This is a genomic window from Mycolicibacterium komossense (assembly GCF_025822605.1).
Classification (GTDB): Bacteria; Actinomycetota; Actinomycetes; order Mycobacteriales; family Mycobacteriaceae; genus Mycobacterium; species Mycobacterium komossense.
In genome coordinates this window covers 22,773-48,989 of record NZ_JACKTY010000051.1, presented here as the reverse complement: position 1 = coordinate 48,989, position 26,217 = coordinate 22,773, and the positions used below count along the sequence as shown (strand labels likewise).

Sequence of the window (26,217 nt, the reverse complement as noted above, 5' to 3'; positions counted from 1 at the left end):
CGTCGGCCGTCGGCTCACGGGCTTACCGATCGCCAATTCAGACCCGACCGCGGTCGAACCGCCGGCGTTCGTCAGCGCCTGACCGGCCGAATTCCGGCCTAGTTGCGGTAGTGCGCCAGGTGGGCGGCCGCATCCGGATCCGTGTTGCGCAAGTCACCCAGGGCGAACGGAGTATTCACCAGGTAGTTGGCGATATCGCGGCGTGGAGCCAGGTCGACCCACGCTGCGCGCGGTTCCGGGTTTGCGGTGACCGAGGCGCTCATCAGGAGGTAGTTGCTGGTCTTCCACGCCTGGATGAAGTCATCCAGCGGGACTTGCAGGTCCTGACCCCACGGCCGGCCGGTGGCCTGGTTGAACTGATCGCTCATCCCACTGTCGTTCAGGTGCACGATGTTGTTGGCGGTGTCCACCCCGATGACGACCACGGCGTGGTTGGCGACGTTGGCGTTAGGCGGCAGATCGCTGCCGTAGGTCGCGTGCCAGATGACACCGCCGTTGACGGCGACGATCACAGCCTTGTCCGGATCGTCGATAGCGGTCTTGAGGGCCTCCATCGCGGCGTCGCTGTTGGTGTATGCCGTCAGATCGGTGCTGATGCCGTGATTTCGCAGCAGCGCCAGAGCATCCTGGGTGCGGACACCCGTGTTGCTCTTCAGTCCCAGGTACATGTTCGTGCCCTCGACGACGACGCTGGGTGTGGTGGACGCCTCGAAGACGATCTGGGGTTCGGTGGGCGTTTTACCGGTGAGCTGACCGATCACGGCTGCAGTCGCCATCAGCATGCAGTTCATCGAGTGCTGGGCCACCCAGTACTTCGAATTGAGGGTCGGGTTCCCGTACATCCGGCCTTCGGCCTCGCGCGCGGCGAGCCCCAGGGCGTCCACCAGGGGCTGAGTAGCCGGTACCGGCACGGCGGGCGACACCGGCGCGGTGGTCGTGCCGCCGATAGCGGGCGCCAACAGGCTGCTACGACTGACGCTGCGCCGCGTCAGCGATGCCGGGATGTCGGCTGCCGAACCGCTCTGAGCGGTGGCAGAGAACACTGCGGCCGAACGACTTTCGCCGGACTCCGCCGTTCTGACGGTGACCGATTTGGTGGTCGGCGCCGACGAAGATGCGACCGTCGTTCGCGCCGCGACGGACGGTTTCGCCCCCTGCGCACGACGATGTCCCGTCACCGACGATGAGCCGTCACCCGAGGCCGACGCGCCGGTATTCGATGACGAACCGCTCGATGACCCCGCGCCGGCCGGAGCCGCGTTCGCGTCGGCCGCCCCCGCGCCGGCGGCAAGCGCAAGCCCCACACCCAGAGCGAACGCACATGCCCCGGTCCGGGCCACAGATCTCGCTGACTTCATCTCTGCTCCTTGGGCTTTCGGTGATGGACCGACCGGTCAGGCGTTATTGCGGTAATGGACCCAGTGTGCGGCCGCGTCGGGATCCTCGGTGCGCAGATCGCTGAGGCTGCTCGGCGTGTTCACCGTGTAATGGAGCGTGTCGCGACGCGGTGCGATATTGACCCATGCGGTCTGAGGCTTGGGGTCACCGTCTGCCGTGGCGACGATCGTGCGGTAGTCACCTGCACTCCAGGCCTTGATGAAGACATCCAGCGGAACCGCCTCGTTCTGTCCCCACGGCCTGCCGGTCGCGGGATTGACGGTGTCCCAGCCACTGTCGTTGAGGTAGACGGTGTTGGTGCTGGTATCCACTCCGACCAGCGCCACCATGTGGTTGGTCGTGTTGGCCACGTCCGCGGTTGGCCGCTGACGCGGGTCCAGACGGCTCCAGATGTAGTCCGCATCAATCGACACCATGACGGCCTGGTCGGGGCGGTCCAGCGCAGCCTTCACCACCTCGAGGGCCGCGTCGGGGTCACCGGGGTAGGTGGTCAGTGTGCTGTTGATCCCGTGGTTGGCCAACAGCTTCATCGCGTCCTGTCTGTCGACGCCCTCGTTACTCTTCAGGCCCAGGTACATGTTCCGGCCCGCGCGGTCCGGATCGACGCTGGGCGTGGTCGAGGCTTCGAACACGATCTGCGCCTCGGTCGGCGTCTTACCGGTGAGCTGACCGATGACCATCGCCGTCGCCATCAGTACGCAGTTCGACGACGACTGCGCGACCCAGTACTTGGAGTTCAATGCCGGATTGCCGTACATCCGGCCCTGCTCGACGTCACGCGCGGCCGATGTCACCGCGCCGACGACCGTCTGCGTCACCGGTGCCGTCGGCGACACCGGCACGTTCGGTGTCACCGGCGGTGCGATGACGCCGGCCGCCCTGACCACGGCCGGCCCTGACGATCTGGCGATCCTGACGACACTCGTGGCCGCCGAGACCTCATCGGACACGGCCTTGGTCGACTGCGCACTCACTCGCCCGGACTGGGGTGACAGCCGCGACGGGCCAGCTGTCGACGACGGCTGGCCGCGACGGGCCTGCGCCGAGGACGACTGTGCGCCCGCCCCGGTGTTCCCCGAGGACGCCGCCGGACTGGCGGACGAGGTTGAACCGCTGTCGATCGGAGAGGCATCGGCCACCGCCGCGCCACCACCGGCAGCGATGGCCAGGCCGACACCGAGAGCGAACGAGCAGGCGCTGGTCCGCGCGATGGATTTCACGCTCCGCATGTCAGTTGCCGGCGCCGGAATTGTCCGAACGATGCGTCGCACTGCCGTTGGCGCCCTTCTTGCCAGGTGCACCGCCCACTCCGCCGGCTCCACCGGTACCACCGGTCCCTGCAGTCGGCTTGCCGCCCTTACCATCCGGCATGATCGCCGGAACGCTCGAACTACCGCCGGCACCGCCGGCACCGCCGGTTCCGGCGAGCACGCCGCCGCGGCCGCCCACTCCGCCGTTACCGCCCTGGCCGTTGCCGAGTGACCCGATAACAGTGACGGTGCCGCCGCCCGGGAGCGTCACTTCCTGCTCGACACCCTCGATGTCCGCGTCGCCGCCAGCTCCGCCCGCGCCTCCCGCGCCGACCACCGCCGAACTGCCACCAGCTCCGCCCTGGCCGCCGGTGGCATCTCCGTTGACCGGATTGGCCAAGCCGCCGTTGCCGCCCTTGCCGCCATTGCCGACCACGGCGCTGCCGCCGGCGCCGCCGTCACCACCGACGCCGTCGGCGTCGGTGTACGCATCGCCCTCGCCACCTCTGCCGCCGTAGCCTCCGGAACCGACCACGGTGCTGCCGCCTGTCCCACCGGCACCGCCGGTGGCCGTCGTGCCCTTTCCATAAGCAGCAGCGTCACCGCCCCAACCGCCCTCACCGCCATTGCCGTTGACCGAGTCTCCGCCGAGACCTCCGGCTCCGCCGACCGCGTTGCCCACGTTGGCCTGCGCGTTGCCGCCGTCACCACCCCAACCGCCGGACCCGCTCGCTGCAGCTCCGCCCTTGCCGCCCACACCGGAAGTGGCGTTCCCGTTCGCCGAGTAGGCGTCGCCGCCCCATCCGCCGTCACCGCCGTTGCCGCCGAAAAGACCTGCGACACCGCCACTTCCGCCCTTTGCGCCGACGGCATTATTCGCACCGGCGACGGTCGAATCCAAACTGTTCTCATCCTTGCCGCCGTCGCCACCGGCCCCGCCGTTGCCGAACAGGATTGCCCCGCGACCGCCATCGCCACCCTTGGTCGGGGCGGTCCGCTGTCCGTTCTCGTTGTAGACAGCGTCCAGACCGCGACCGCCAGCACCACCGTCGCCGAACAACAGTCCGGCGTTGCCGCCCTTACCGCCGTCGAAGCCATCGCCGCCGCTACCCCAGAGCAGTCCGGCGTTGCCGCCGTTGCAGGCAGTTCCGACGCAACCCTCGACAGCGTCGATGCCATCACCGATCAGCCAGCCACCTTGGCCGATTATCGGCTGCAGATCCAGCGGCGATGCTCCGGTAGCTCCAGCCCCGACAAGGGCGTTCGCGGCGGGCGCGCTGCCACAACCGGGGCTCTCGACCAAGCAGGTCGTGGGCGGCAGCGGCAGCGGCGACTCCGTCGAGGCGAGTTGGATTCCCATCGTCACCGGCGTCGGCTGATCGGGCGCGGAGGCGAACAAGACACCGACCCCGACCATCGCGGCCCCCGCGACTCCGGTGGCGAGATAGTGCCGCGCTGGAAGACGCAGTGCACCTGGCTGTGTCGGGCGGTCTGTGGACACGATGAATCCCCTCCTGCGGGTGTCACTCACCCGGCCCAGGTGAGCGTGCTGTGCGCTTGCTGTGAAAGAGCACGATTAATGTATGGCTTTGCTATATAGCCGTCAAGAAAAAGTTTCCGGCATCGTCAATATTCGCCAGAGCTCGGCGCGGGCGGCAGACCAGGGCCAGGACGCACATCGCCACCCGATAGCCACCAGCGGCCCTTCCGGATGAATCAGCGGAAACCGCACTGGCGTAGCGGAACTCTTCAACACCCATCGGCGTGAGGCCGTCAAGCCCGCACCCGATAGCAGCCCGGTCACGCCTCCAGCGAGGCCATCTCGACTGCGACACAAGCGAGAACAGCGCGAGTTTGAGTTCGCAAGGGGTTAGCTACTCGTTCAGATTGTGCTTACCTTCGCGGGTTGCGCTCTGAGCCACTGGGTCCGGCGGACTGATTGCCCTTGACGTTCGGGCCGGCAGAGTTGACCAGGATGTTGAGCTCGCCATCCCAGCGCCGATGCACCTGCCCGAAAGCGCGCCCGACGGCCGCTCCGTCACCAACGTCTTGGTATACCGGAACTCGTACTGTACTTACTACAGTAATAGTAAGCATGCAGGTAGACGCCGAATCCGCATTGTGCCACTCGTCTCAGGGGCCTGTTGTGGAACCTGTCGACGGGATGGCTACCGGTAAGGTTGACGGTGCTGCTGGACGGGGAGATGCTCGCGTAGACACATTCACCCCACGGTAGCCGGTAAATTTGACCAATCACCCCAGGAACTCGGGGGCCCTGCATACGCGGGATGAACGTCGATGGAGGTGCCTTCGTGGCAAAGCAGGCAACCACCGATAAGCGGCAACGACGCGAGCGCGGCTCCATCAACCCCGATGACATCATCAAAGGGGCGTTCGAACTTGCCGAAGAGGTCGGCATCGACAACCTGAGCATGCCGTTACTCGGCCGCCACCTCGGGGTCGGCGTCACGAGCATCTACTGGTACTTCCGCAAGAAGGACGACCTGCTCAGTGCGATGACCGATCAGGCGCTGCGCACCTACGTCTTCGCCACCCCGTACGTCGCAGCCGACGACTGGCGCGAAACGCTGCACAACCACGCCTGGACGATGCGAAAGACGTTCATGGGCAACCCGATCCTGTGCGATCTGATTTTGATCCGGTCCGCCCTCAGCCCGAAGGCCGCCCAGCTGGGGGTTCTCGAGGTGGAGAAGTCGATTGCCAGCCTGGTCGAGGCCGGCCTCTCGGCCGAGGACGCCTTCGAAACGTATTCGGCAGTCTCCGTACACGTTCGCGGTTCGGTGGTGCTGCAACGGCTCTACGAAAAGAACCTGGCCTCGGCCGATGGCACCGGCGCGCAACTCGACGACCGGATGGCGATCGACCCGGAGAGCACCCCCTTGCTGGCGAAGGCGACCGCCGACGGCCTGCACCGGATTGCCACCACCGATGACGCGAACTTCGAATACGCGCTCAACTGCATCCTCGACCATGCCGAGCGACTGATCGCAACGGGTCCGAAGTCCAAAGGTTCCGGGAAGACGACGAAATCGTCGGTACGCCAGCGGAATAGAGCGGCGGCAACCAACTAGCACCCCGGTGCGGCCTCCGCCGGCCGGCTAAACCCCGCCGTCCGTCACGAACCCACCGTTGGCGTTACTGTCCGATCTCAATACGGAGGTCCAGCCCCGGTCAGACTCGAAGGAGCAAACCCGAGGGCACCGGTGCCCGCGCGGCGATCAGGGAGGTCGCCGGCAGCGGTTGAAACTCGGTCGACGATGCCGCGGCGCCGATCACGGCCCCGGAGGCAGGTCCATCAGGGGTGGCAATCTCAAGTGTTTGTCCCAAGCCTCCGTAAATGCCTACACATCCGGTCCCCTGGCATTGTCCGGTTGCCGGATCGATGCCACCTGCGAACATGTCGTTGGCCCAGCCCGCGATGAGTGTTTGTGCAGCCGAAAGGTTTTGCGGTGTAGACGGCCCGCCGTACATCACATGCGCGGCCCACTGGATGAGCCAGGTGCCACCCTGCATGGCATCCAGGTGCATACCGTTGGCCAGCACAACACCGTTGAAGCTGCCCGGCCGGTGTTGGTTCAACGCCACATCCACCTTGCTGATGGCGGCCTTGGGTGCACCCAGTTCCAGCACCGGAACGTAGATACCGAGTCCGTCCAGCTTGTCCAGCGCGTCGGGCAGCACGTTCCCCGGCGGCGCCGCGTCGAGCAGAATGACTCCGGCCAGCTGGTTTTCGGCCCCACTCGCGGCGACCGCTTCGGCGTAGTAGCCGGCGGCACCGGAGACCACACCGCCGCCGAGCGAATGGCCGACCAGAACGAATTGGTCCGGCAGTGGTACCCCGGCGCCGTACTTCTTGGCATAGCCCGCGGCCAGCGCGCTGGCTGTCAGCGCGTCGCGGTCACCCAGGAACAAGTTGGCGGTCGCCCGGTACACCTGGTCGTCGCCCAGCCAGAACCCGCCTTGGACATACCGATTCGACGAGAGGGTGGGAACGACGACCACACTGTTGGTGCTCTGCGCCAGGTACGCCGCGGTCCAGCTGTACATCGCACCCACCCCGAGGAACCCATGTTGCAGCAGGATCATTCGCTGCGGCGGCTCATCGGTGTCCGGGTAGTACCAGTCGGCGGGCACGGTGTGGCCTTGGGCGAGCTCCAAGGTCGAGCTCTTCACGGTGACATTGCTGCCCGGAGGTACCGCAGGTGCCCCGGACGCAATCGTGACGACCACGCCGATGAAGTCGAAGACCACCGACTGGACGAAGTCCGGCAACGGCGGCAGCTGCAGCGTTACCGTTGGGGCAGCGGCGGCCGGCACGGCCGCCGACTGGAGGGTCGCTGACATTACCCGCGGCGCGGACGCTTTACTGACCACAGACCCGCCTACCACGGTGCTGGACAACGGCTCCGGAGCAGCGGCCTCGGGCTCCGCAGCAGCCGGTGCAGTGATGTTCTGCTGGGCCACCACCTGCCCGTCGCGCGCCTGCTTGGCAGCGGTTTTGTTCTGACCGGACGAATCACTGGCGCGGCGCGTGGACCGCTTGGGGCCAGGCCGGTCACCCTTATCCGATGAGCTCGCGCCGGTACCGGACGTCGAGCTGTCCGCCCCCGTGTCAGCGCTCGCAACATCGGCTCCGACGATCAGTGCGGCAGAGACTCCTGCTGCCAGCACGCCCGCTCCCATCCACATTGACAAGTGCGCCACGCAGTCCCCCAAGTTCGATTTTGTTGACAAGCGTCAAATTAGAGGATTTCGACGCAGCTGTGAACAGTTTGGGAAAACTGCCTATCTCTTGGTTCAGATGCGGTACTCGGCGAGCAGCCGCTTGCTGATGATGTTCTTCTGGATTTCGCTGGTGCCCTCGCCGATGAGCAGGAAGGGCGCGTCGCGCATCAGCCGCTCGATCTCGTACTCCTTTGAGTAGCCGTACCCGCCGTGGATGCGGAAGCTCTGCTGGGTGACTTCGGCGCAGAACTCACTGCACAGGTATTTGGCCATGCCGGCGGCGACGTCGTTGCGCTCACCGGAATCCTTGAGGCGGGCGGCGTTGACCATCATCAGGTGCGCCGCCTCAACTTTGGTTGCCATCTCGGCGAGCTGGAACGCGATGGCCTGATGTTCGGCGATCGGCTTGCCGAACGTGCGCCGCTGCTGCGCGTAGCGGGCAGCCAGTTCGAAAGCCCGGATACCCACACCGCAGGCGCGGGCCGAGACGTTCACGCGGCCGACCTCGACACCGTCCATCATCTGAAAGAAACCCTGCCCCGGCGCGCCACCGAGCACGTCATCAGCGCTGGCCCGGTAGCCGTCGAAGATCAACTCGGTGGTGTCGATCCCCTTGTATCCCATCTTGTCGAGCCTGCCCGGAATGACCAGTCCGGGAAGAACTTCCCCGAAACCGGCCGGCTTCTCGATCAGGAACGCAGTCAAGTTGCGATGCGGCGTGTCGGCCCCTTCGTCGGTGCGCACCAAGGCGGCGACCAATGTCGAGCTGCCGCCGTTGGTCAGCCACATCTTTTGTCCGGTGATGGTGTAGCTGCCGTCTTCGCCGAGGACACCACGGGTTCGGATCGCCGCGACGTCAGAGCCCAGTTCTGGTTCGGACATCGAGAACGCGCCGCGCGTCTCACCGATGGCCATCTTCGGCAGGTAGTACTGCTTCTGGGCATCGGTGCCGTGCTGACGGATCATGTAGGCGACGATGAAGTGCGTGTTGATCACCCCGGACACACTCATCCAGCCGCGGGCCAGTTCCTCGACGCACAACGCGTACGTCAGCAGCGACTCACCGAGGCCGCCGTACTGTTCGGGGATCATCAACCCGAAGAGGCCCATCTCCTTCATCGCGTCGACGATGGCCTGCGGGTAGGTGTCGGAATGCTCCAACTCCTGCGCGTGCGGGATCACCTCCTTGTCGACGAATTGCCTTACTGCCGAGAGGATTTCGGTCTGAATCTCAGATAGACCCAGAGTCTGCGCCAATCTGGTCATTCTCCACCCACTCGCTCGAACACAGCAGCCAGACCTTGGCCGCCGCCGATGCACATGGTCTCCAGCCCGTAGCGGCCTCCGCGACGGTGCAACTCCCGAGCCAAGGTGGCGAGCATCCGGCCGCCGGTAGCTCCGACTGGATGCCCCAGCGAGATACCCGAGCCGTGCACATTGGTCCGGTCCCGATCACCCGCACCGAATTTCCATTCACGCATCACCGCCAGCGCTTGGGCGGCGAAGGCTTCGTTCAGCTCGATCAGGTCAATATCGCTGAGCGCCAGGCCGGCTTTGGCCAGCGCGAGATCGGTGGCGGGTACCGGCCCGATCCCCATGATGTCGGGTGCCACTCCGGCCACGCCCCACGACACCAGCTTGACCAATGGGGTCAGGCCGAGTTCGGCCGCCTTCTCCGCGGTGGTGACGATGCACATCGACGCGGCGTCGTTCTGCCCGCTGGCGTTGCCCGCCGTCACCGTGGCCTCTGGATCACCTTTGCCAAGAACGGGCTTGAGCTTGCCGAGGGATTCCACCGTGGTATCGGCACGGGGATGCTCGTCGAGGGAGATCACGTCGTCGCCTGATCGGCTGCGTACCGTCACCGGGATGATCTCCTGCGCCAGGATCCCGTCTTTCTGCGCCGCCACCGCCCGCTGGTGCGAGGTGACGGCCAGCTGGTCCTGCTCGACCCGCGAAATGCCATACTCGCGGCGCAGATTCTCGGCGGTCTCCAGCATGCCGCCGGGCACCGGATAGTCCTTGCCGCCGGAGGTGATGCGGCCGCGGGCCAGCCCGTCATGCACCGCGACACCGGAACGTGCTCCACCCCAGCGCATATCGGTTGAATAGAACGCGACGTTGCTCATGCTTTCAGCACCGCCGGCGATCACCAGGTCATTGCTCCCACTGGCCACCTGAAGCGCCGCCTGGATCACGGCCTGCAGACCTGAGCCGCAGCGACGGTCGACCTGCATGCCCGGCACGGTGATCGGCAGACCCGCGTCCAACGCCACCACCCGGCCGATCGCGGGCGCTTCGCTGTTGGGGTAGCAGTGCCCGAGGATCACGTCGTCGATCGCGTCGGGGTCGAGCGCTGTGCGCTCGAGTAGACCCTTCAGTGCCGTCACCCCGAGTTCCACGGCCGTCAGCGACGTGAACATGCCGCCGTAGCGCCCGATAGGCGTCCGTACCGGCTCACAGATCACCGCCTCACGCAGGCCTGATCTGCTCATCTCGTTCCCGTCTCTCGCTGGCGCTCGTTCCGCTCACTCGACTCACGCAGGCCTGATCTGCTCATCTCGTTCCCGTCTCTCGCTGGCGCTCGTTCCGCTCACTCGACTCACACGGGCCCGATCTGCTCACATGAATCTCCCGCCGGTCACTTCCATCACCGTCCCCGTCATGTAGGACGACAGGTCCGAGGCCAGAAACAGCGCGACGCCGGCCACCTCGCTCGGCTCACCGGCACGGGCCATCGGCACCTCGGCCACCTTCTCGTCCCAGATCCGTTGCGGCATGGCCTCGGTCATCGCCGAGCGGATCAAGCCGGGCTGGATCGCATTCACCCGCACCCCGAGGTGGGCCAGTTCCTTGGCGGCCGCTTTGGTCATCCCGACGATGCCCGCCTTCGCCGCCGAGTAGTTGGTCTGACCGACCAGCCCGACCTTGCCCGACAGCGACGACATGTTGATGATCTTGCCGCTCTTGGCCTCCCGCATGATCACCGCGGCTTTGCGCAGCCCGTTCCAGGTGCCCTTCAGATGCACGGCGATCACCTGGTCGAACTGTTCCTCGGTCATCTTGCGCATCGTCGCGTCGCGCGTGATGCCGGCGTTGTTGACCATCACATCCAGACCGCCGAAGCGGTGCACCGCCGTGTTGACAAGTGCTTCCACGTCATCGCCGGACGTCACGTCGCAGCGCACCGCGATGGCGACGTCGTCGCCACCGAGCGATGTGGCAGCAGCTTCGGTCGCCGCCAGGTCCAGGTCACCGAGCACCACCCGTGCGCCCTCGACGATGAAACGCTGCGCGATAGCAAGACCCAAGCCCTGCGCACCGCCTGTCACGACCGCAGTCTGTCCTTGCAGCAGCATCATTTACCTCCCCGCTGGGCCGCCTTGACGAGGCCGCCTCCGATGATCAATCGCTGAATCTCACTGGTGCCCTCGTACAGTCGTAGCAGCCGCACTTCGCGATAGATCCGCTCGACGGTGACGCCCCGCATGTAGCCGGCGCCGCCGTGGATCTGCACGGCCAGGTCGGCGACCTGCCCGACCATCTCGGTGCAGAAGAGCTTCGCGGCGGAGGGGGCGATGCGTCGGTCTTCTTCGGTCACCCACTTCCGGGCGGCTTCCCGCACCAGGGCCTGCCCCGCCATCACTTGAGTCTGTTGGTCGGCGATCATCGCCTGCACCAATTGGAAGTTCCCGATCGGTGTCCCGCCCTGGGTGGCGGTCGCCGCGTACGCGACCGATTCGTCGAGCGCGCGCTGCGCCGATCCCACCGCCAGTGCGGCGATGTGCACCCGTCCGCGGGCCAGCGAGGTCATCGCGGCCCGATAGCCGATGTCTTCGCTCCCGCCGATCAGGGCACTATCCGGCACCCGCACGTCGGTGAGGCTGACGTCCGCCGTCCAGGCGCCCTCCTGGCCCATCTTCGCGTCCTTGGGTCCCACCACGACGCCTTCGGCATCGGCGGGGACCAGGAACACCGCGATCCCGGCGCCGTCGGAGTCGGCGGGCCGCGTCCGGGCGAAGACGATGAACAGATCTGCCGTCGGCGCGTTGGTGATGTACTGCTTCTGACCGTTGAGCACCCAGCTGTCGCCGTCGCGGACCGCGGTGCTCCGCAAGCCCGCCGGGTTGGAACCGGCTCCCGGCTCGGTCAGGGCGAAGGACGCGACGACATCACCCGAGGCGATGCCTTCGAGCCAGCGGGACTTCTGTTCGTCGGTACCGAAGCCGACCAGCACCTGACCTGCGATGCCGTTGTTGGTGCCGAACATCGACCTCAACGCCAATGAGGTGTAGCCGAACTCCATTGCCATCTCGACATCTTGGACGAGGTTCAGCCCGAGTCCACCCCACGCCTGCGGGATGGCGTAGCCGAACAGCCCCATCTTCTTGGCGTCGTCCCTGATGTCGTCGGGAACACGGTCATCGGCGAGGATCTCGGATTCCCGCGGTACCACCGCGGTCCGGACGAAATGTCGGGTCTGGGCGAGGATCTCCCGGAAGTCCTCGTCTCCGACCTCGGCGGCAGCCGCATTGGGGGCGGTCATGGTGGCATGCTCCTCGCGTCAGGGCCCGCTTCGCGTGACACTTTACAAATTGCGCGTCGACTGTCACGATATCTAGGCCATCTAACCAGTTCGGGACTGGATGCTTCTCCGGCGACCGGTAGTTGTCCTCAGTATTACAGTGAGCATTTCGATATGACGAGTGCCGAGCGCCGTGCACACCAGCCTATCCACCGACCTGGGGTGACCAACGTGAAGGAGCGCATGTGAGCGGAAGACTTTCCGGCAGAGTGGTTTTCATCACCGGTGCGGCGCGGGGGCAGGGCCGCGCGCATGCCGTTCGGTTGGCCAACGACGGCGCCGACATCATCGCCGTCGACATCGCGGGCCCGCTCCCGCCGAGTGTTCCCTACGACTCGGCTACGCCCGAGGACCTGGCCGAGACCGTGCGCCTGGTGGAGGCCACCGGTCGCCGCATACTCGCCACCGTCGCCGACACCAGGGACCTCGACGCCCTCACCGCCGCCGTCGACAAAGGGGTGGCCGAGTTCGGTCGCCTCGATGTCATCGTCGCCAATGCCGGGATCACCGCCCCCCAAGCCTGGAACCACATCACCCCGGAGTCCTTCAAAGACGTGATGGACATCAACGTCACCGGCACGTGGAACGCAGTGATGGCCGGCGCACAGAAGATCATCGACGGTGGCCGCGGCGGGTCGATCATCCTGGTCAGTTCGGCGGCCGGACTGAAAATGCAGCCGTTCATGATTCACTACACCGCCAGCAAGCACGCCGTCACCGGCATGGCACGCGGCTTCGCCGCCGAACTCGGCCAGCACAAGATCCGATGCAACAGCCTGCATCCCGGTGCCGTGAATACTCCGATGGGCACCGGCGACATGATGGGCGCGCTGACCCGGGCCAGTGAGGCAAACCCCAACCTGATGACGATGGTCACGCCGTTCCTGCCCGACTTCATCGCCGAGCCGGAAGACATCTCCGACGCAGTGAGCTGGTTGGCCAGCGACGAGTCGAGACTGGTCACCGCCTCCCGGATTGCCGTCGATCTCGGCGCGACGGTCTTTTAGCTCTGGAGCACAGATACCGGCGCGAGGTGCGCAATCGACTACCCAGATACCGGAACTGATTGTGGAACAGAAGGTTTCGTTCCGCGATCAGAGGTGGATGCGACCCTCTACGGCAGCGAGGCCGATATCGGTGCGGAAATGGCTGCCCGGCAGGCGAATCGACGCGACTTTGGAGTACACGTCGGCCCGCGCGGCAGCCAGGTCGGCGCCGGTCCCGACGACGGCCAGTACGCGACCGCCGGCGGACACGATGGCACCGTCCTCGCGGCGGGTCGTACCGGCGTGCAGGATCCCGTCGGCTTCGGACCCGGTGATCACATCGTCAACCCGAGGACGGCCGGGGTAGTTCTCGGCGGCGACCACAACGGTGACGGCCGACCCGTTACGCCAGCGCAGCTCTTCGAAGGCGGCGAGCTCGCCGGTAGCGGCGGCATTGAGCAGCTGCCCCAGCGGGGAATCCAGCAGGGCTAGCACCGATTGCGTTTCCGGATCACCGAAGCGGCAGTTGAATTCCACGACCGAGGGACCCTTGGACGTGATCGCCAGACCGGCGTAGAGCAGACCCGAGAACGAACTGCCCCGCCGGACCAATTCGGCCGCGACGGGCTCGACGATCTCGCTGACGATCTGCGCGGTGATCTCATCCGGTAGCCAGGGCAGCGGCGCGTAGGCACCCATTCCGCCGGTGTTGGGTCCGGTATCGCCGTCGCCGACCCGCTTGAAATCCTGCGCCGGCAGTAGCGGCACCACCGTCTCGCCGTCTACCACACAGAACAGCGAGACCTCCGGACCGTCCAGAAACGATTCGAGCAGAACCGGATGACCGCCATCGAGCAAGGCTGCGGCGTGGGCACGGGCAGCGTCCCGATCGGGTGTCACGACGACGCCCTTGCCCGCGGCCAGTCCGTCATCCTTGACCACCCAGGCCTGATCGCCGGCGGCGGGACCGAACCGGTCCAGGGCCGCGTCCAGGTGTGCCGGGTTGTCGACGATCTCGCTGGTGGCTGTGCGAACCCCGGCGGCGGTCATCACATCTTTGGCGAACGCTTTGGAACCCTCGATGCGGGCGGCGTCCTTCGACGGGCCGAAACAGGCGATACCCGCCGCCCGCACGGCATCGGCCACGCCGAGTACCAGCGGCACCTCGGGACCGATGATCACCAGATCGGCAGCCACCTTGCGGGCCAGTGCGACCACGGCGTCGCCAGAAGAGACGTCGACGTCGTACTGCTCAGCGAGTGACGCGGTGCCGGCATTGCCCGGGGCTACCGCCAGCGCCTCGATCTGCGGATCGCGCCGCAGGGCAAGCAGCAGCGCATGTTCACGGGCACCGGATCCGATCACGAGGACGCGCACGAGTTCTCACCCTATCGGTCCGTCAGCCGCACCCGATCGAGCACCTGCTCTCCGAATCTTTGGCCATACACATGATTCTTCAGTGTATGGTCGTGACATCACGTGTCTCGCATCACACCAGGAGGCGATCCGTCTTGACCACCATCGAAAACGCCTGTCCATTCGGCCAGGGCTATGACTTCACCGACCCCGATGTCCTGCTCCAGGGAATCCCCGTCACCGAGTTCGCCCGGCTGCGTAAGACCGCTCCGGTGTGGTGGAACGCCCAGGAAGAATCGATCTTCGACGACGGCGGCTACTGGGTGATCAGCCGCCACGAGGACATCAAAGCCATCTCACGCAACAGCGACCTGTGGTCGACCAACCGCAAGGGTGCGGTGATGCGATTGCCGGACGGCGTCACCAGCGAACAGCTGGAGCTGACCAAGGCGCTGCTGATCAACCACGACGCACCTGAGCACACCCGGCTGCGCAAGATCGTCTCGCGGCTGTTCACCCCGCGCTCGGTGGCCGCGCTCGAGGAGAAGCTGGCAGTCGCTGCCCGCGAGATCGTCGCAGCCGCCGCGTCGAAGGGCAGCGGAAATTTCGTCGATGACATCGCGACCGGCCTGCCGCTGCTGGCCATCGCCGACCTGCTTGGTGTACCGGAAGCCGACCGCGCCAAACTGTTTCACTGGACCAACTGCATCATGAACACCGATGATCCGGACTTCGATTCGGATCCGACGGTCGCCAACGCCGAGCTGATGGGCTACGCCTACACCATGGCCGAGGAGCGCAGGCGCTGCCCGGCCGACGATATCGTCACACGGTTGATCCAGGCCGACGGAGAAACCGGAGCTGTCCTGGGTGATATCGAGTTCGCCTTCTTCGTCATTCTCCTGGCCGTGGCAGGCAACGAGACCACCCGCAATGCGATGACGCACGGGATGAACGCCTTCCTCGAAAACCCGGACCAGTGGGAGCTTTTCAAGCGCGAGCGACCGGCGTCCACCGTGGACGAGATCGTCCGTTGGGCTTCGCCGGTGCACTGCTTCCAGCGCACGGCGCTGGCCGACACCGAACTCGGCGGGGTGGCCATTCGCGAAGGGCAGCGCGTCGGCCTGTTCTACAGTTCGGCCAACTACGACGAGACCGTGTTCGACAAGCCGTTCCAATTCAATATCCTGCGCGACCCCAACCCGCATCTGGCCTTCGGCGGAAACGGTGCACACTTCTGCATCGGCGCCAACCTGGCCAGGATGGAGATCAAGCTGATCTTCAACGAGCTCGCCGACCAGCTTCCGGATATCACGAAAGTCGCTGAGCCACAGCGCCTTCGATCCGGTTGGATCAACGGGGTCAAGGATCTGCAGGTCAGCTACTCGGGTTGAGCCCTCTGCTGGCTATCATTTCGCTATGCGCACGCACGGCTGGTCCGGTTCGGCACCGGCCAGCGACGACGAGGCCATTGCGCGCATCCTGACCGCGGCGGGTAAAGCGATCGACGAGCGCGGCGCCGATATCAGCATCGCCGACGTGGCCCGCACCCTGGGCGTCACCCGGCAGACGGTGTACCGCTATTTCCCCAGTACGGATGCCTTACTGGTGGCGGCTGCCGTGCACTCCACCGGCGATTTCCTTGACCGCCTCTCGGCGCACCTACGTGGTGTGACCGATCCCGTCGACGCGGTCACCGAAGGAATCGCGACCGCACTGGAGTGGCTGCCCGCCGACAAACACATCGGGCTGCTGATCGAGCCGGGCAAGGCCAATACCCACACCGAATCAGTGACATCGGATGTCGCCGTGCAGTTCGCGAAGTCCATGCTGCGCCGCTTCGACGTGGACTGGACGGCGCTGGGCTACTCCGAAGACGACCTGGATGAACTCGCCGAGCACCTGCTGCGCATCATCCAGTCGTTCGTCATCGACCCGGGCCGACCCCCGCGCACCGGCGAGCGGCTGCGGGCCTACCTGCGTCGGTGGGTGGGGGCGGCGGTCACACCGCCTGCGGTGATCTTCGTTTCGGACTAGGGGTAGCTCCCCCAAGCGTCATCACATGATGACGGCGCGCAGAGGTGCTAGACGTCGCGGCCCTTGCCGGAGTGCATCCGCAGGGCGTCGTCGACGTTGGCCTTCTTGTCCTCGCCCTCGCCCCGCTCCGCCGCCTTCTTCCGCTTGGCGATCACCTTGGTGACAGCCCCATCCAGCTTCGAGCCCAGCGGGAAGCCCAGGTAGTGGGTGAGGAAGATCGCCATCTCCTTGAGCTCGTCGGCGGTGATCTCCTCGTTGTGCAGCGCGGCGTTTGCCTGGATCTCGGCCAGATCCGAGATGCCCAGCGCCGTCACGACCGTCAGCGTCATGATGCGCTTGTCCCGCATGGACAGCCCCGGACGGCTCCAGATCGTGCCGAAAAGATGGTCGGCTGTCAGCGCGAAGTAGTCACCGGGCGAGTCCGGCATCTCCCAGCCGTAAACCTCGTTCATCTTCGCCAGACCTTTTTGGCGCAGTTCGTCTGTGCTCATCGGGCTCATCCCTCACCTGTCGAAGTTCTCTGCGCCACACCGAGGCCGGCGGCCAGATCACGCAACGCAATCTCGGCCAGCGGCAGATCGACGCCGGTGGCCTTACCCAGTCCCAGCGCCAGTCCGAGATCCTTCTCGGCCAGTCCACGGGTGTGCACGAACATGTTGTACAGGAAGTTGTCCGGCTCCAGCGGTTTGGTGTCGTCGCGGACCAGAATCGCACCGGGCCCACCACTTTGAGCGTCGCTATGCCGCACCACCCGGCCCAGCTTCTGCAGGTCGATACCGGCAGCCTCCGCCAGCGCCGCCGCCTCGAAGGCGGCGGCGAAACCGATGTAGGTCAACATGTTGCGGGCCAGCTTCATCCGGGTCCCCGCTCCCGGCTCACCGGCACGGACCACCATCGAGGCCCACTGTTTGAACACCGGCTTGACCAGTTCGTACGCCTCGTCGCTCGCGCCCACCATGACGGCCAGTTCGCCCTTGTCCGCGGCACCGGCACCGCCGCTGACCGGGGCATCGACGATGTGAATGCCGCCTACCCGCAACTGCTCAGCCAGCTCGGCGGCCGTGTCGGGCTCGATCGTGGAGTGGATCGCGATCACTGTGCCGGGTTTGGCGTGTGCACCCAGTTGACCCACCACGTCACGGACCTGTGCGTCGGTGAGCACGGTCACGCTGATCACATCGGCCTGCGCGACATCGGCCACGCTGTCGGCCAATCCGGCGCCGAGTTCGGCCAGCGGCGTCATGGCTTCGGTCCGCACGTCGAAGACAACCAATCCACCAGGCCAGTCGACGAGCCGCTTGGCCATCGGTAATCCCTGGTTACCCAGTCCGATGTAGCCGACTTTCACGTCTCCGGTAGCGGTACTCATCAGCGGATGATCTGTCCGCCGTCGACGTTAAAGATCTGGCCGGTGATCCACTTGGCCTGATCCGACAGCAGGAACAGACACATGCCGACAAGGTCCTCCGGTTGTCCCATGCGCGACAACGGGATTCCCTTGACGATATCGGCGACCATCTCCTGCGGCGTGGTCGTCCGGTTGGCCTCGGTGTCGATCGGGCCGGGCGCGATGGCGTTGATCCGGATATTCTGCCCACCCAATTCGGTCGCCAGCTGCTGGGTGAGCCCGTTGATCCCGACCTTGGCCAGACCGTAGAAATTCGAGTACAGCCAGGCAGCCGTGGACGATTGATTGACGATCGCCCCGCCGCCGCGTTTGGCCATCTTGCGATAGACCGCGCGGGTGCACACCAGCGCACCGTCGAGGTTCACGCTCATGAACTTCTTGTAGTACTCCCAGTCGACCGTAATCAGGAAATCCAGCTTCATCCCGCCGAAGATGGCGGCGTTGTTGACCAGGTAGTCGATGCCGCCGAACTCCGACAATGTCTGGGCGGCCATCTCTTTCGCGGACTCCGGGTCGGAGACGTCGACCGGCACCGCCAGCGCCGTGCCGCCCTCACCCTTGATGCCGTCGGCGACTTTCTTGGCGCCCTCGATATTGATGTCGGCCACGACCACAGCGGCGCCTTCACGCGCGAGAGCCTCGGCGTATGCCTGCCCGATGCCGCCGCCCGATCCGGTGACGATGACCACCTTGTCTTTGAACTGATCTCCGTAAAATCCCACGTGAAGCCCTCCTTGGCTTTCTAGTTCATCGGCGCAGTTAATTCGACGCCGTGGCAATCGCTTTGAGCTCGAGGTATTCCTCGAAGCCGGCCAGTCCCATTTCCCGGCCGATACCGGATTGCTTGTAGCCGCCGAACGGCACGTCCGCCGAGTACCAGACGCCGCCGTTGATATTCACGGTGCCGACCCGCATCCGCGCCGCCACGCCCGCAGCGCGCTCCTCATCGGGGGAGAAGACGGTCCCAGACAACCCATAAGGCGAGTCGTTGGCGATCCGCACGGCGTCGTCGTCGCCATCATGGGCGATAACGGTCAGCACCGGGCCGAAGATCTCCTCCCGGGCGACCTTCGCATTGTTGTCGAGGTCGGCGATCACCGTCGGTTCGATGAAGAAGCCCGTGTCGCGATCAGCGGGACGTCCACCACCACAAGCGAATCGACCGCCCTCGGCGATCGCCGAATCGAGATAACCCTGGATCCGGTCGCGCTGCAGCGCCGAGATGACCGGTCCGCAGATGGTGCCCGCATCGTTCGGATCGCCCGGCTTCAAACCCGCCATCGTCGCCGCCGCTGCCTCGACAGCCTCGTCGTAACGTGCACGCGGCACCACCAGGCGGGTGGTGATGGCGCAGCCCTGACCGGCATGCATCGACGCGGTGAAGGCCGACATCGAGCACGCCCCGGCCAGATCCGCATCGTCGAGAACCAGGAAGGCCGACTTGCCCCCGAGTTCGAGGAAGACCTTCTTCAGCGTCGCCGCCCCGTCTGCCATCACGGCGCGACCCGTGTTCGTCGATCCGGTGAACGACACCATGTCCACCCGCGGATCTTGTGACAGCTGGGCTCCCACCCCGTGATCGCTGGAGGTGACAATGTTCACGACACCGGCGGGGATGTCCGTGAATTCGAGAATCAGCTGGCCGAGAACCGCTGCGCTCCAAGGGGTGTCGGGCGCCGGCTTGAGTACAACGGTGTTGCCCGCCGCCAGCGCAGGGCCGAGCTTCGCGAGATTGATCTGATTCGGGAAGTTCCACGGTGTAATGGCGCCGACGACGCCGATCGCCTCCCTGGCGATGGTTCGGCGGGTCTTGATACCCATGGGCGCGGCAATGCCGAGATCGGTGGTCCACTGGTAGCTCTCGGCGGTGTCAGCGCAGAAGCTGAGATCCTCGACCGGGCCATCCAGCTGCGCCATCGATGTCAGCATCCGAGGCGCGCCCACCTCGGCGATGGCCAGTTCACGCAGTTCTTCGGCGTGGTCACGCATCGCCTGCTGCAGCTGGCGGATGCCACGCACCCGCAACTCGACGTTGGTGGCCCAGTCCGTCTCGTCGAACGCGGCGCGCGCGGCGCCGATGGCGCTGCTCATGTCGTCGACGGTGGCATCCGCGGCGACGCCGAGTACTTCTTCGGTCGCGGGGTTGACCGTGGTGAAGGTGCCACCGCCACCGGCCACCAGCCTGCCGTCGATGAAAAGTCGACTCTCGCCATCGCCCAGTAAGGCCATCGGATCTCCCCTTATTTTCTGGACAACTGTCCGGCTGAATTCAGTCGAACCATAGCCTTCACGCTGCGCCGGTCGCAAGGGCCGACGGCCCCTTCGCCCCGATTTCCGCTATACCTGCACTTCACACTCGATCCTTTCTGCCGCACTTGCCTAGCCCTACCGTCGTCCGATAACTTGGACATGTGTCCAGCGACGCGGTGGTAGCCGTCACAGGGGAGATGCCGCGAAACCGCAGGCAGGAAGAGACCTTCCGCAAGGTGCTCTCCGCGGGTATCGAGATGTTGCGCGAATCCTCATACAGCGACCTGACGGTCCGCGCCGTCGCCGCCCGCGCCAAAGTCGCGCCTGCCACGGCCTACACCTACTTCTCGTCGAAGAACCATCTGATCGCCGAGGTCTACCTGGACCTCCTCAAGCAGGTGCCGTACTTCACCGATGTCAACGAACCCATGCCCAGCCGCGTCCAGCGAGCGCTGCGCAGCATGGTGCTGGCGGTGGCCGACGAACCCGAAGTGGCCGCGGCCTGTACTACCGCCCTGCTGACCGGTGCCGACCCCGCGGTCACCCTGGTGCGGGAGCGAATCGGCGGCGAGATTCACCGTCGCATCCGCTCGGCCGTCGGACCGGACGCCGACCCCCGGGTCGTCTCGGCCCTCGAGATGACCTTCTTCGGCGCCCTTGTCAACGCGGGCAGCGGCGCCTTCACCTATCACCAGATCGCCGATCGGCTCAGCTATGTCGTCGGCCTCATCTTGGGAGAAGCTCCATGACGTCCACTGTCGGTCAGATGCCCTCTGAAATCCTCCTCGACCCGTACAACTATGACTTCCACGAAGACCCGTACCCGTACTACCAACGGCTCCGCGACGAAGCCCCGCTGTACCGCAACGAGGAACTGGGCTTCTGGGCTCTGTCGCGGCATCACGATGTGCTGCAGGGCTTCCGCAACAGCAGCACGTTGTCGAACAAGTTCGGCGTCTCGCTCGATCCCGCATCGCGCGGGCCGCACGCCGCCAAGACGATGTCTTTCCTGGCGATGGACGATCCGTCGCATCTGCGTCTGCGGACCCTGGTGTCAAAAGGATTCACCCCGAGGCGGATTCGCGAACTCGAACCCCGCGTCACCGAGATCGCGATCCAGCACCTCGACGTGATGATGGACAAGGCGGCCGGCGGCGCGGAACCGGTCGACTACGTCAACGAGTTCGCGGGCAAGCTTCCGATGGATGTGATCTCCGAGTTGATGGGAGTACCGCAGCCGGACCGGGATCAGGTGCGGGCCTGGGCCGACGGCGTGATGCACCGCGACGAGGGGGTTACCGATGTCCCCGCGGCCGCTGTCGAAGCATCGCTGAATTTGATTGTCTACTACCAGGAGATGGTGCGCGAACGCCGCCACCAGCTCACCGACGATCTCACGTCGGCGCTACTGGAGGCCGAGATCGACGGCGACCGCCTCACCGAGGACGAGATCATCGGATTCATGTTCCTGATGGTCATCGCGGGCAACGAGACCACCACGAAGCTGCTGGCCAACGCCGCGTTCTGGGGACACAAGAACCCGGACCAACTGGCACCCATCTACGCCGATCTGACCCGAATCCCGTTGTGGGTCGAAGAGACCCTGCGCTATGACACCTCGAGCCAGATCCTGGCCCGCACGGTGGCCGGCGAACTCACGCTCTACGACACCACCATCCCCGACGGTGACGTGCTGTTGCTGCTGCCCGGTTCGGCACACCGAGACGAGCGGGTGTTCGACCGGCCCGACGACTACCTCATCGGCCGGGAGATCGGCTCGAAGCTGATGAGCTTCGGTAGCGGAGCCCACTTCTGCCTCGGTGCCCACCTCGCGCGGATGGAGGCCAGAGTCGCTCTCGAAGAGTTCTTCAAGCGGATCCACGGATACGAAGTGGACGAGGCCAATTCGGTTCGCGTGCACTCCAGCAATGTCCGCGGCTTCGCCCACCTGCCCATCACCGTCCAGTCTCGCTGAAGGCCCGATACCATGCCCCGTTTCGCCCCACTTCCTGACCGCCGGCCCGCGATCGTCGCTGGTGCCTCAGCCGGTATCGGGGAGGCCACCGCCATCGAACTCGCCAAGCGAGGGTTCCCCGTCGCACTCGGTGCCCGCCGCGTCGAGAAGCTCGACGACCTGGTCGGCAAGATCAACGCCGACGGCGGCGAGGCGGTCGGATTCCATCTCGATGTCACCGACCCCAACTCGGTGAAAACCTTTGTGGCGCAATCCGTCGATGCGCTCGGCGACATCGAGATCCTGGTGGCCGGCGCGGGTGACACCTACTTCGGCAAGTTGGCCGACATCACCACCGAGGACTTCAACTCACAGCTGCAGATCCATCTGGTCGGCGCCAACCGCCTGGCCGGCGCGGTGCTGCCCGGCATGATCGAGCGCCAGCGCGGCGACCTGATCTTCGTCGGATCCGATGTCGCGCTGCGGCAGCGTCCCCACATGGGTGCCTACGGCGCGGCCAAGGCGGCGTTGGTCGCGATGGTGACCAACTATCAGATGGAACTCGAGGGCACCGGGGTGCGAGCGTCAATCGTGCATCCGGGCCCGACGAAGACGTCGATGGGATGGAGTCTGCCCGCCGAGTCCATCGGTCCTGCTCTTGAGGATTGGGCCAAGTGGGGTCAGGCTCGTCATGACTACTTTCTGCGCGCATCGGATCTGGCGCGCGCCATCACGTTCGTCGCCGAGACGCCGCGCGGCGGGTTCATCGCGAACATGGAGTTGCAGCCCGAAGCTCCGCTGGCCACCACCACAGACCGCCAGAAGCTCGCTCTGAACGAGGAGAACCTGAACTCATGACTCATTCGTCTGCCACCAAGGTGGTCACCCGAGTTTCCGGTGGCGAAGAAGAGGAACACGGCCACCTCGCAGAGTTCCGCACCGACCCCATCGGCCTGATGCAGCGCATCCGCGATGAATGCGGTGACGTCGGGTGGTTCCAGCTCGCCGGCAAGCAGGTAGTGATGCTGTCCGGGGCGGAGGCCAACGAATTCTTCTTCCGCTCCAGCGACAGCGACCTCAACCAGGCCGAGGCCTACCCGTTCATGACGCCGATCTTCGGCGAAGGCGTGGTGTTCGACGCCGACCCAGAGCGCCGGGCCGAGATGTTGCACAACACCGCATTACGGGGTGAGCAGATGAAGGGCCACGCGGCCACCATCGAGAACGAGGTCAAGAAGATCATCGCCGACTGGGGCGACGAAGGCGAGATCGAGCTGCTCGACTTCTTCTCCGAGCTGACGATCTACACCTCCACGGCCTGCCTGATCGGGCTGAAATTCCGCGAGCAGCTCGACAGTCGGTTCGCCCAGTACTACCACCAACTCGAACGCGGCACCGACCCACTGTGCTACGTCGACCCCTACCTGGACATCGAGAGCTTCCGCATCCGCGACGAATCCCGCGTCAAACTCGTTGCGCTGGTGCAGGAGATCATGGACGGGCGCATCGCCAACCCGCCCGAGGGCAAGGAAGACCGCGACCTGCTCGACGTGCTGGTCTCGATCAAGGACGACCAGGGCAACCCCCGCTTCACCGCCAACGAGGTCACCGGCATGTTCATCTCACTGATGTTCGCCGGTCACCACACCAGCTCAGGCACCTCGTCCTGGACGCTCATCGAACTTCTGCGCCACCCCGAGGTGTACGCCCAGGTCCAGCAGGAGCTCGACGACCTCTACGCCGACGGCCAGGAGGTGAGTTTCCATGCGCTGCGGCAGATCCCGAAGCTCGACAACTCGCTCAAGGAAACACTGCGCCTGCATCCGCCGCTGATCATCCTGATGCGTGTCGCGCAGGACGAGTTCGAAGTGGCGGGGTTCCCGATCCACAAAGGTCAGATGGTGGCCGCATCCCCGGCAATCTCGAACCGCATTCCCGAGGACTTCCCCAACCCGGACGATTTCGAGCCCGACCGCTACGAGAAGCCGCGGCAGGAAGACCTGATCAACCGCTGGACGTGGATACCGTTCGGCGCGGGCAAGCACCGCTGTGTCGGCGCGGCATTCGCACAGATGCAGATCAAAGCAATCTTCTCGGTGCTGTTGCGCGAGTACGAATTCGAGATGTCACAGCCGTCGGAGAGCTACCAGAACGATCACTCGAAGATGGTCGTGCAGCTGGCCCAGCCGGCCAAGGTGCGCTACCGCAGACGAGCCAAGCGCGGCTAGAGCGACAAGAGGAATAACCATGGGCTGCTACCGCGTGGAACTCGACGAGGACCTGTGCCAGGGCCACGCCATGTGTGAACTGGAGGCCCCCGATGTCTTCTCGGTGCCCAAGCGCGGCGTCGTCGAGATTCTCGATTCAGAACCACCCGACGACATCCGCCAGGACGTCGAGCGGGCGATCGAAATGTGCCCCACCCAAGCAATTTCACTCAGAGAGAAGGACTGACTGTGACGGATTCAAAGGCGAGTCGCGCAGAGCTCGAAAACTGGGTCGATCGTTGGCTCCAGGCCAACAAGGACGGCGAGGCGGCCGGCGACTGGAAGCTGCTGGCGGACTTCTACACCGACGACGCCACCTACGGGTGGAACATCGGCCCCAAAGAAGACGTGATGTGCATCGGTAAGGACGAGATCCGCGATGTCGCCCTCGGCTTGGAGATGGAAGGCCTGGAGAACTGGAACTACGAGTACCAGAAGGTGCTCATCGACGAGAAGCAGAACGAGATCGTCGGCTTCTGGAAACAGGTCGCCAACAAGGAAGACGGCACCCGCGACGAGATCTACGGCATCGGCGGCAGTTGGTTCCGTCTTACCGAAGAAGACGGGACCCTGAAGATCGAGTGGCAGCGCGACTTCTTCGACTTCGGTCATGTGCAGAAGGCGTTCATCAAGCTCATCGAGAGTGGCGACCTCACCCCGACCATGCAGAAGCGCATCGAACGCAGCGTCGCCGGCGAGAAACTCCCCGGTTATTACCCGCTCGGCGAGAGTCCGGTTCCGATCTGGTGAGCTCCCCACCGAGCAGTTGCTTGGGGGTGGTTGTGACGGAGATAACTAATGGCTCTAGTCTGGAATCACTGGCTCTAGCGGAAGGCACGTAGGTATGAAGACAAAGGGTGCTCTTATCTGGGAGTTCAACCAGCCGTGGTCGATCGAGGAGATCGAGATCGGCGATCCCGTCAAAGACGAGGTCAAAATCCAGATGGAAGCGTCGGGCATGTGCCACTCCGACCACCATCTTGTAACAGGTGGCATTCCGATGGCCGGGTTCCCGGTACTGGGTGGCCACGAGGGCGCCGGCATCGTGACCGAGGTCGGACCAGGAGTCGAGGATCTCGAGCCAGGCGACCACGTCGTCCTGTCGTTCATCCCGTCGTGCGGGGCATGTCCGTCCTGTCAGGCCGGGCTGCGTAACCTCTGCGACCTGGGTGCGGGTCTGCTCGGCGGACTCGCCGTCTCCGACGGCACGAACCGTATCCACGCCGCCAACGGTCAGGCTGTCTACCCGATGACCCTGCTGGGCACGTTCAGCCCCTACATGGTGGTACACAAGAGCTCCGTGGTGAAGATCGACAAGTCGATTCCGTTCGAGGTCGCCTGCCTGGTCGGCTGCGGTGTCACCACCGGCTACGGCTCTGCCGTCCGCGCAGGAAATATCCGCCCCGGTGACGACGTCGCCGTGATCGGTGTCGGTGGCGTGGGCATGTCCGCGGTGCAGGGTGCCGCCAACGCGGGTGCACGCAACATCTTCGTCATCGAGCCGGTCGATTGGAAGCGGGACGCCGCACTGAAGTTCGGTGCCACACATGCCTATCCGGATATCGAGACTGCGTTCGGCGGTATCGCCGAAGTCACCTGGGGCCTGATGGCCAAGCAGGTCATCGTCACCGTCGGCGAGCTGGAAGGCAAGGACGTCGGCACCTACGTGAACCTGACGTCCAAGGGTGGTACCACCGTGCTGACCGCCATCGGCAGCCTGCTGGACGAGAACGTCACGCTGAACCTGGCGATGCTCACGCTGATGCAGAAGAACCTGCAGGGCACCATCTTCGGTGGTGGCAACCCGCACTTCGACATCCCGCAGCTGCTGTCGATGTACAAGGCGGGCAAGCTCAACCTCGACGACATGATCACCCGCCAGTACAAGCTGGAACAGATCAACGACGGCTACACGGACATGCTGGAGGGCCGCAACATTCGCGGTGTCATCCGGTTCACCGACGCCGACCGCTGAATTCG

The 26,217-nt window shown here is 65.1% G+C and carries 24 protein-coding genes; 11 read left to right on the top strand and 13 right to left on the bottom strand.

The features are described 5' to 3' along the window. Positions 1-98: 98 nt before the first annotated feature. Genes H7J73_RS31910 through H7J73_RS31900 form a run of 3 tightly spaced genes read right to left on the bottom strand, consistent with a single transcriptional unit; the run spans position 99 to position 4,149 of the window. A complete protein-coding gene (locus tag H7J73_RS31910; RefSeq protein WP_264071852.1) occupies positions 99-1,358 on the bottom strand; it encodes a cysteine peptidase family C39 domain-containing protein in 1,260 nt (419 codons plus the stop codon). A 36-nt stretch (positions 1,359-1,394) separates the two neighbouring features. Next, positions 1,395-2,618: a cysteine peptidase family C39 domain-containing protein gene (locus H7J73_RS33785; RefSeq protein WP_264071851.1), complete on the bottom strand. Its 1,224-nt coding sequence runs from the start codon at positions 2,616-2,618 to the stop codon at positions 1,395-1,397. 10 nt (positions 2,619-2,628) lie between these two features. After that, positions 2,629-4,149: a hypothetical protein gene (locus tag H7J73_RS31900; RefSeq protein WP_264071850.1), complete on the bottom strand. Its 1,521-nt coding sequence runs from the start codon at positions 4,147-4,149 to the stop codon at positions 2,629-2,631. Positions 4,150-4,960: 811 nt separating this feature from the next. Between H7J73_RS31900 and H7J73_RS31895 the strand changes: the two genes are divergently transcribed. Then, positions 4,961-5,740 (top strand): TetR/AcrR family transcriptional regulator, encoded by a 780-nt coding sequence (locus tag H7J73_RS31895; RefSeq protein WP_435405618.1) that lies wholly within the window; start codon positions 4,961-4,963, stop codon positions 5,738-5,740. 100 nt (positions 5,741-5,840) lie between these two features. Here H7J73_RS31895 and H7J73_RS31890 read toward each other — a convergent pair whose 3' ends face one another. The 5 genes from H7J73_RS31890 to H7J73_RS31870 all read right to left on the bottom strand — a co-directional run bounded on the left by H7J73_RS31890 (position 5,841) and on the right by H7J73_RS31870 (position 11,940). After that, positions 5,841-7,373: an alpha/beta hydrolase family protein gene (locus H7J73_RS31890; RefSeq protein WP_264071848.1), complete on the bottom strand. Its 1,533-nt coding sequence runs from the start codon at positions 7,371-7,373 to the stop codon at positions 5,841-5,843. A gap of 93 nt (positions 7,374-7,466) precedes the next feature. After that, positions 7,467-8,660 carry an acyl-CoA dehydrogenase family protein gene (locus H7J73_RS31885; RefSeq protein ID WP_264071847.1) on the bottom strand — a complete coding sequence of 398 codons (1,194 nt, stop codon included), beginning with the start codon at positions 8,658-8,660 and terminating at the stop codon, positions 7,467-7,469. Further along, on the bottom strand, positions 8,657-9,889 hold the full coding sequence (locus tag H7J73_RS31880) for an acetyl-CoA C-acetyltransferase (protein WP_264071846.1): 1,233 nt from the start codon (positions 9,887-9,889) through the stop codon (positions 8,657-8,659). Before H7J73_RS31880 ends, H7J73_RS31885 begins: the two co-directional genes overlap by 4 nt. Before the next feature lie 126 nt (positions 9,890-10,015). Beyond that, positions 10,016-10,756 carry a 3-oxoacyl-ACP reductase FabG gene (gene fabG, locus H7J73_RS31875; protein WP_264071845.1) on the bottom strand — a complete coding sequence of 247 codons (741 nt, stop codon included), beginning with the start codon at positions 10,754-10,756 and terminating at the stop codon, positions 10,016-10,018. Beyond that, the gene (locus H7J73_RS31870) at positions 10,753-11,940 is read right to left on the bottom strand and encodes an acyl-CoA dehydrogenase family protein (protein ID WP_264071844.1); all 1,188 of its coding nucleotides are present in this window, start codon (positions 11,938-11,940) and stop codon (positions 10,753-10,755) included. Before H7J73_RS31870 ends, fabG begins: the two co-directional genes overlap by 4 nt. A gap of 224 nt (positions 11,941-12,164) precedes the next feature. On the opposite strand from H7J73_RS31870, the gene H7J73_RS31865 reads away from it, so the two are divergent. Beyond that, complete coding sequence (locus H7J73_RS31865) at positions 12,165-12,986, top strand: mycofactocin-coupled SDR family oxidoreductase (protein ID WP_264071843.1); 822 nt, start codon at positions 12,165-12,167, stop codon at positions 12,984-12,986. Positions 12,987-13,073: 87 nt separating this feature from the next. On the opposite strand, the gene purD is transcribed toward H7J73_RS31865, so the two are convergent. Beyond that, positions 13,074-14,342, bottom strand: coding sequence for a phosphoribosylamine--glycine ligase (gene purD / locus H7J73_RS31860; protein WP_264071842.1), 1,269 nt, complete (start codon positions 14,340-14,342; stop codon positions 13,074-13,076). A 134-nt stretch (positions 14,343-14,476) separates the two neighbouring features. On the opposite strand from purD, the gene H7J73_RS31855 reads away from it, so the two are divergent. Together H7J73_RS31855 and H7J73_RS31850 are read left to right on the top strand one after the other, a co-directional pair. Continuing rightward, positions 14,477-15,715 carry a cytochrome P450 gene (locus tag H7J73_RS31855; RefSeq protein ID WP_264071841.1) on the top strand — a complete coding sequence of 413 codons (1,239 nt, stop codon included), beginning with the start codon at positions 14,477-14,479 and terminating at the stop codon, positions 15,713-15,715. Between the two features lie 25 nt (positions 15,716-15,740). Next, on the top strand, positions 15,741-16,358 hold the full coding sequence (locus tag H7J73_RS31850) for a TetR/AcrR family transcriptional regulator (RefSeq protein ID WP_264071840.1): 618 nt from the start codon (positions 15,741-15,743) through the stop codon (positions 16,356-16,358). Between the two features lie 47 nt (positions 16,359-16,405). Here H7J73_RS31850 and H7J73_RS31845 read toward each other — a convergent pair whose 3' ends face one another. From H7J73_RS31845 to H7J73_RS31830, 4 genes are read right to left on the bottom strand one after another with little or no spacing between them, the layout of a single operon-like run. Then, positions 16,406-16,849, bottom strand: coding sequence for a carboxymuconolactone decarboxylase family protein (locus tag H7J73_RS31845; RefSeq protein WP_264071839.1), 444 nt, complete (start codon positions 16,847-16,849; stop codon positions 16,406-16,408). Between the two features lie 5 nt (positions 16,850-16,854). Continuing rightward, a complete protein-coding gene (locus tag H7J73_RS31840) occupies positions 16,855-17,727 on the bottom strand; it encodes an NAD(P)-dependent oxidoreductase (protein WP_264071838.1) in 873 nt (290 codons plus the stop codon). Next, entirely contained in the window at positions 17,727-18,488 is a 762-nt protein-coding gene (locus tag H7J73_RS31835) for an SDR family oxidoreductase (RefSeq protein WP_264071837.1), read from the bottom strand. Before H7J73_RS31835 ends, H7J73_RS31840 begins: the two co-directional genes overlap by 1 nt. A gap of 37 nt (positions 18,489-18,525) precedes the next feature. Continuing rightward, positions 18,526-19,995 (bottom strand): aldehyde dehydrogenase, encoded by a 1,470-nt coding sequence (locus H7J73_RS31830; RefSeq protein ID WP_264071836.1) that lies wholly within the window; start codon positions 19,993-19,995, stop codon positions 18,526-18,528. 182 nt (positions 19,996-20,177) lie between these two features. Here H7J73_RS31830 and H7J73_RS31825 point away from each other — a divergent pair, with 182 nt between their 5' ends. The 7 genes from H7J73_RS31825 (at position 20,178) to H7J73_RS31795 (ending at position 26,212) form a co-directional block, all read left to right on the top strand. Beyond that, positions 20,178-20,765 (top strand): TetR family transcriptional regulator, encoded by a 588-nt coding sequence (locus H7J73_RS31825; protein ID WP_264071835.1) that lies wholly within the window; start codon positions 20,178-20,180, stop codon positions 20,763-20,765. Continuing rightward, positions 20,762-21,991 carry a cytochrome P450 gene (locus H7J73_RS31820; RefSeq protein ID WP_264071834.1) on the top strand — a complete coding sequence of 410 codons (1,230 nt, stop codon included), beginning with the start codon at positions 20,762-20,764 and terminating at the stop codon, positions 21,989-21,991. Before H7J73_RS31825 ends, H7J73_RS31820 begins: the two co-directional genes overlap by 4 nt. Positions 21,992-22,003: 12 nt before the next feature. Continuing rightward, complete coding sequence (locus tag H7J73_RS31815) at positions 22,004-22,828, top strand: SDR family oxidoreductase (protein WP_264071833.1); 825 nt, start codon at positions 22,004-22,006, stop codon at positions 22,826-22,828. Beyond that, complete coding sequence (locus H7J73_RS31810; protein WP_264071832.1) at positions 22,825-24,198, top strand: lanosterol 14-alpha demethylase; 1,374 nt, start codon at positions 22,825-22,827, stop codon at positions 24,196-24,198. Before H7J73_RS31815 ends, H7J73_RS31810 begins: the two co-directional genes overlap by 4 nt. A gap of 19 nt (positions 24,199-24,217) precedes the next feature. Beyond that, positions 24,218-24,424 carry a ferredoxin gene (locus H7J73_RS31805; RefSeq protein ID WP_264071831.1) on the top strand — a complete coding sequence of 69 codons (207 nt, stop codon included), beginning with the start codon at positions 24,218-24,220 and terminating at the stop codon, positions 24,422-24,424. Positions 24,425-24,426: 2 nt separating this feature from the next. After that, positions 24,427-24,987 (top strand): nuclear transport factor 2-like protein, encoded by a 561-nt coding sequence (locus tag H7J73_RS31800; RefSeq protein ID WP_264071830.1) that lies wholly within the window; start codon positions 24,427-24,429, stop codon positions 24,985-24,987. A 94-nt stretch (positions 24,988-25,081) separates the two neighbouring features. Further along, positions 25,082-26,212, top strand: coding sequence for an NDMA-dependent alcohol dehydrogenase (locus tag H7J73_RS31795; protein WP_264071829.1), 1,131 nt, complete (start codon positions 25,082-25,084; stop codon positions 26,210-26,212). Positions 26,213-26,217 lie beyond the last annotated feature (5 nt).

Coding starts and splice junctions, on each gene's coding strand:
- H7J73_RS31910 (WP_264071852.1), bottom strand. CDS start 1,358: ATGAAGTCAGCGAGATCTGTGGCCCGGACCGGGGCATGTGCGTTCGCT.
- H7J73_RS31885 (WP_264071847.1), bottom strand. CDS start 8,660: ATGACCAGATTGGCGCAGACTCTGGGTCTATCTGAGATTCAGACCGAA.
- H7J73_RS31880 (WP_264071846.1), bottom strand. CDS start 9,889: ATGAGCAGATCAGGCCTGCGTGAGGCGGTGATCTGTGAGCCGGTACGG.
- fabG (WP_264071845.1), bottom strand. CDS start 10,756: ATGATGCTGCTGCAAGGACAGACTGCGGTCGTGACAGGCGGTGCGCAG.
- H7J73_RS31870 (WP_264071844.1), bottom strand. CDS start 11,940: ATGACCGCCCCCAATGCGGCTGCCGCCGAGGTCGGAGACGAGGACTTC.
- H7J73_RS31850 (WP_264071840.1), top strand. CDS start 15,741: ATGCGCACGCACGGCTGGTCCGGTTCGGCACCGGCCAGCGACGACGAG.
- H7J73_RS31845 (WP_264071839.1), bottom strand. CDS start 16,849: ATGAGCACAGACGAACTGCGCCAAAAAGGTCTGGCGAAGATGAACGAG.
- H7J73_RS31840 (WP_264071838.1), bottom strand. CDS start 17,727: ATGAGTACCGCTACCGGAGACGTGAAAGTCGGCTACATCGGACTGGGT.
- H7J73_RS31830 (WP_264071836.1), bottom strand. CDS start 19,995: ATGGCCTTACTGGGCGATGGCGAGAGTCGACTTTTCATCGACGGCAGG.
- H7J73_RS31820 (WP_264071834.1), top strand. CDS start 20,762: ATGACGTCCACTGTCGGTCAGATGCCCTCTGAAATCCTCCTCGACCCG.
- H7J73_RS31815 (WP_264071833.1), top strand. CDS start 22,004: ATGCCCCGTTTCGCCCCACTTCCTGACCGCCGGCCCGCGATCGTCGCT.
- H7J73_RS31810 (WP_264071832.1), top strand. CDS start 22,825: ATGACTCATTCGTCTGCCACCAAGGTGGTCACCCGAGTTTCCGGTGGC.
- H7J73_RS31805 (WP_264071831.1), top strand. CDS start 24,218: ATGGGCTGCTACCGCGTGGAACTCGACGAGGACCTGTGCCAGGGCCAC.
- H7J73_RS31795 (WP_264071829.1), top strand. CDS start 25,082: ATGAAGACAAAGGGTGCTCTTATCTGGGAGTTCAACCAGCCGTGGTCG.